General features: G+C 41.8%; 1 protein-coding gene. It reads left to right on the top strand.

The genetic code is table 11. The features are described from left to right. Window positions 1-1,071, top strand: a 1,071-nt coding sequence (locus IQR33_RS15840) for an AAA family ATPase (protein ID WP_193843850.1), incomplete at both ends; no start/stop codon positions are given.

Here is a 1,071-nt window from a genome sequence, read left to right on the forward strand (position 1 = left end):
TCTCCAACCGAGAATGTCGGCAACGATATCTCGTTTTTCAAAAATTTCCGGATTGACGCGAGTACTACTCATTAACTGCGTAGATAATTCTGTATATAGAGAGTTCATCAGTAAAGCTCTTCAGAGCCAGTCTAACGCTGCGATAGCTTTTTCGGAATCACTTGATGCCAAACGTTTATTTGACCGTTACAGTGTTGATGTAAGTGGTGATATTGCCTTCCAACCTGGTTTAATTTCACAGGCAGATAACGGTTACTTAATTGTACCGGCTAATCTAATTTTGGCTAACCCAGGACTTTGGCCAAATATAAAGTCTGCAATTCAACAAAACCTTATCGAGCCACTGAACCTAAGCCCTACTCGTTTACCTACTTCAGTACCGCAAGCTAAAGCTTATGATGTAAAACTGATTGTAACAGGAGAAAGAAGTCAGTTAGCAGAGCTAGAATACATCGATGACGACTTCTGTTCTGGCTTTGCCATGTATACGGAAGTTGAAGAAGATATTCATCTGTCAGAGCAGAATTTGACAGATTACTTTGGTTTAGTGAACTGGATATGTTCTCAATATCAGCTGCCTCACTTAACTGAATGTGGTTTTAGAAGATTGTTGCTAGCCGGTATGAGATTTACTGAAGATCAACATTATCTGCCTTTAGGAGTAATGTGGCACTCTCAACTTCTAACGCTTGCCAGCCAGTTCAGTGATGGTCACGCATTAGATTACAAGTCGTTAGATAAAGCGATTGACGACAAGTATTACCGAGAATCTTACCTTCCTCAGCGTGCCGTGTACGATATTTTAGATGGACAAGTCATCATTGAGACAACTGGGGAACAAGTTGGTCAAATCAATGGCCTAACCGTTATTGATATGGCTGGGCACCCTGTCAGCTATGGTGAGCCTGCACGAATATCTTGTGTAATTCATTTTGGTGATGGCGATGTTTCCGATGTTGAGCGCAAAGCTGAACTTGGAGGCAATCTACATGCAAAAGGCATGATGATTATGCAAGCTTTCTTGAGCTCTGCTCTGAAACTGGATGAACCACTGCCTTACTCTGCCTCCAT

Source organism: Vibrio sp. OPT46, assembly GCF_015163535.1.
Lineage (GTDB): Bacteria > Pseudomonadota > Gammaproteobacteria > Enterobacterales > Vibrionaceae > Vibrio > Vibrio alginolyticus.